Source organism: Nocardia sp. NPDC055053, from assembly GCF_053608285.1.
This window is the reverse complement of the sequence record NZ_JBSGVD010000082.1, coordinates 1-3,831: the sequence shown is the minus strand read 5'-3', so window position 1 is coordinate 3,831 and position 3,831 is coordinate 1. Positions and strand designations below refer to the sequence as shown.

Annotated in this window: 3 protein-coding genes; 2 read left to right on the top strand and 1 reads right to left on the bottom strand. The window is 71.0% G+C overall.

The window, feature by feature from the left end; translation table 11 throughout:
- Nucleotides 1-101 precede the first annotated feature (101 nt).
- Complete coding sequence (locus ACWF82_RS34310) at nucleotides 102-1,256, top strand: GuaB3 family IMP dehydrogenase-related protein (protein ID WP_452507719.1); 1,155 nt, start codon at nucleotides 102-104, stop codon at nucleotides 1,254-1,256.
- Here the strand turns inward: ACWF82_RS34310 and ACWF82_RS34305 are convergent.
- A complete protein-coding gene (locus tag ACWF82_RS34305) occupies nucleotides 1,253-2,053 on the bottom strand; it encodes an alpha/beta fold hydrolase (RefSeq protein ID WP_452507718.1) in 801 nt (266 codons plus the stop codon). The genes ACWF82_RS34310 and ACWF82_RS34305 overlap by 4 nt on opposite strands.
- Before the next feature lie 104 nt (nucleotides 2,054-2,157).
- Between ACWF82_RS34305 and guaA the strand changes: the two genes are divergently transcribed.
- The gene (gene guaA / locus ACWF82_RS34300; protein ID WP_189030721.1) at nucleotides 2,158-3,738 is read left to right on the top strand and encodes a glutamine-hydrolyzing GMP synthase; all 1,581 of its coding nucleotides are present in this window, start codon (nucleotides 2,158-2,160) and stop codon (nucleotides 3,736-3,738) included.
- Nucleotides 3,739-3,831 lie beyond the last annotated feature (93 nt).

Genomic DNA, 3,831 nt, shown 5'->3' with positions numbered 1-3,831 from the left:
CCGGTGCGTAGGCGACGTAGGAGCAAGCACCGGTGCCTGACCGGTGGCCCTTCAGGGCCGCGAACACGCGCGCGCCAGCGCGCAGAAAGCAGAGCGTGACTGTGCGTGACATGGTGGAAATCGGCATGGGCCGCGTCGCCCGTCGGACGTACGAGCTCGACGACGTCGACATCGTCCCCTCGCGGCGGACGCGCTCGTCCAAGCAGGTCTCGCTGGCCTGGCAGCTCGACGCCTACCGCTTCGAGGTCCCGGTGCTCTCGCACCCCACCGACGCGCTGGTCTCGCCCGAGTTCGCGATCGAGCTGGGCCGTCTCGGCGGCCTCGGTGTGATCAACGGTGAGGGCCTGTGGGCCCGGCACGCCGATGTGCAGGACAAGATCGATCAGCTGATCGATCTTGTCGACAAGGGGGGTTACGAGCGCGCGATCTCCCTGCTCCAGGAATTACACGCCGCGCCGATGCAGCCCGACCTGCTCGCGGCCGCGGTCGCGCAGGTGCGCGCGGCAGGCGTGACCACCGCGGTGCGGGTGGGCCCGCAGAACGCGCGCGCCCTCACCCCCGCCCTGGTGCAGGCCGGTGTCGACCTGCTGGTCGTGCAGGGCACCATCATCTCCGCCGAGCACGTGGGCGACGGTGAGCCGCTGAACCTCAAGACCTTCATCGCCGAGCTGGACGTGCCGGTCGTCGCCGGTGGCGTGAGCGATCACCGCACCGCGCTGCACCTGATGCGCACCGGCGCCGCCGGCGTCATCGTCGGCTACGGCTCCTACCCCGGCGCCACCACCACCGGCGAGGTGCTCGGCATCGGCGTCCCGATGGCGACCGCGATCGCCGACGCCGCCGCGGCCCGCCGCGACTACCTGGACGAGACCGGCGGCCGCTACGTGCATGTCATCGCCGACGGTGACGTGGCCACCTCCGGCCAGCTGGCCAAGGCCATCGCCTGCGGCGCCGACGCCGTGATGCTTGGCGTGCCGCTCTCGGTGGCGGCCGAGGCGCCCGGTCGTGGCTGGTACTGGCCCTCGGCGACCGCGCACCCCTCGGTGCCGCGTGGTTCGTTCCTGCCGGTCGACGAGTCCTGGCTGGACGGCGCCGACGGCACCGTCACGCGGCCGAGCCTCGAGCGCGTGCTCTACGGCCCCTCCGACGACCCGTTCGGTTCGCTGAACCTGGTCGGCGGCCTGCGCCGCTCGATGGCCAAGGCGGGCTACTCCGACCTCAAGGAATTCCAGAAGGTCGGGCTCAGCGTCCGCTAGCGCACGTGGATCGGTGAGACCCGTTCCCGCAGGAACCGCGCGATCGCCGCGTTGACCGGTTCCGGGTGGGTCATCGTGACGGCCAGACGGGCGCCATCGATCTCCAGGTACGTGGAGGCGGTGAGCCCGTCGGCCAGCGTGCGGGCGCGATCGCCCGCGATGCCGCTGTGGGTGGCGTGGATGATCAGCGCGGGGCAGGTGATCTCGCGCAGCCGGTCCAGCACCGAGTCGCGGCCGAGCAGGCAGCCGACGGCGGCGTCGAGGCCGTTGTGCGCGTCGCCGATCCAGCGCTTGGTCCAGATGCCGCGGTACCAGTCGTCGTCGCCGATCAGCCAGTCGGCCAGGCGGCCCGCTGCTTCTTTTCGCGAACCCTTGTCGTGCCATTCGTCGAGGAAGCGCTGGGTCGCGGTGGACTGTTCCCTGGTCGGCCCGTGCGCCTCGGTGCTGATGAGGATGAGCGCGGCGACGCGTTCCGGCGCGACCAGCGCGGTCCGCAATGCCGTGAAGCCCCCTTGCGCGGTGCCGCCGACGATCGCGCGTTCGGCGCCGATGTGGTCGAGGACGGTCAGCGCGTCGCGCGCGGCGGTCCAGTAGGTGAAGGGCAGCCGCTGATCCTTGGTGCGGCCGTGCCCGCGCGCGTCCCAGGCCACGATCCGGAATTCGGGAGCGAGCGCGGCCTGCTGGGAGGCGAACATGGTGCGGTCCATGAAGAATTCATGGGCGAGCAACACCACCGGCCCCGTGCCACCGCTGTCCTCGTAGTAGATGTCGGCATCGATCGCGCGGGCGAATGGCACGTGCACGAGGATAGCCACGTCGACCGGGTATTGCGCGACGTTCTCCCAACGCGTGGGCGCGGACCGATGCCCGTTGCTCGCGCTTCGTGCGCCGTCACTAAACTGTGGCGGTGGCAGAAACTCAGAGACCGGTCCTCGTCGTCGACTTCGGCGCACAGTACGCCCAGCTGATCGCCCGCCGGGTGCGCGAGGCGCGGGTGTTCTCCGAGGTGATTCCACACACCATGACGGTGGAGGAGATCGCCGACAAGCAGCCCCTGGCGGTGATCCTGTCCGGCGGCCCGTCCAGCGTGTACGCCGAGGGCGCGCCGCAGCTCGACGCGCGGCTGTTCGACCTGGACGTGCCGGTGTTCGGCATCTGCTACGGCTTCCAGGCGATGGCGCAGGCGCTCGGCGGCACGGTGTCGCACACCGGCACCCGCGAGTACGGCCGCACCGAGCTCAATATCGACGGCGGTGTGCTGCACGGTGGCCTGCCGACGGTGCAGCCGGTGTGGATGAGCCACGGTGACGCCGTGACCGACGCCCCGGAGGGCTTCGAGGTCACCGGCACCACCGCGGGCGCTCCGGTCGCCGCGTTCGAGGATCGCGCGCGCCGCCTGGCCGGTGTCCAGTACCACCCCGAGGTGCTGCACTCCCCGCACGGCCAGCAGGTGCTGAGCCGCTTCCTGCACGAGCTGGCGGGCATCCCCGCGGCGTGGACCCCGGCCAATATCGCCGACGCGCTGATCGAGGATGTGCGCGCGCAGATCGGTGACGGTCACGCGATCTGCGGCCTGTCCGGTGGCGTCGACTCCGCCGTCGCCGCCGCCCTGGTGCAGCGCGCGATCGGTGACCGGCTCACCTGTGTGTTCGTCGACCACGGTCTGCTGCGGGCAGGCGAGCGCGAGCAGGTGCAGCAGGACTTCGTCGCCGCGACCGGCGCCAAGCTGGTGACCGTCGACGCGGTGGACAAGTTCCTCGGCGAGCTGAAGGGCGTCTCCGACCCGGAGGAGAAGCGCAAGATCATCGGCCGCGAGTTCATCCGCTCCTTCGAGGACGCGGTCGCCGGCATCGTGCTCGAGGAGGGCGCTGCCGCCGGCGCTGCCCCGAAGGTCGAGTTCCTGGTCCAGGGCACCCTGTACCCGGACGTCGTCGAATCCGGCGGCGGCACCGGCACCGCCAACATCAAGAGCCACCACAATGTCGGCGGTCTGCCCGACGACCTCGAGTTCGACCTGGTCGAGCCGCTGCGGCTGCTGTTCAAGGACGAGGTCCGCGCGGTCGGCCGCGAGCTCGGCCTGCCCGAGGAAATCGTTGCCCGCCAGCCCTTCCCCGGCCCCGGCCTGGCCATCCGCATCGTCGGTGAGGTGACCGCCGACCGGCTCGACCTGCTCCGCCAGGCCGACGCCATCGCCCGCGAGGAGCTCACCGCCGCCGGCCTGGACAAGCAGATCTGGCAGTGCCCGGTCGTGCTGCTCGCCGACGTGCGCTCGGTCGGCGTGCAGGGCGACGGCCGCACCTACGGTCACCCGATCGTGCTGCGCCCGGTGTCGAGCGAGGACGCGATGACCGCGGACTGGACTCGCCTGCCCTACGACGTGCTGGAGCGCATCTCCACCCGGATCACCAACGAGGTGAAGGACGTCAACCGCGTCGTGCTCGATGTGACGAGCAAGCCGCCGGGCACCATCGAGTGGGAGTGAGCTGTATTTTTTGCGGCTGGCGCCGCGGGTTTTCGGCCTCGTGACCTCGCCGCCGAGGGGCGATACTGCGCCTGCGGCGTTACGTCTCGCCCC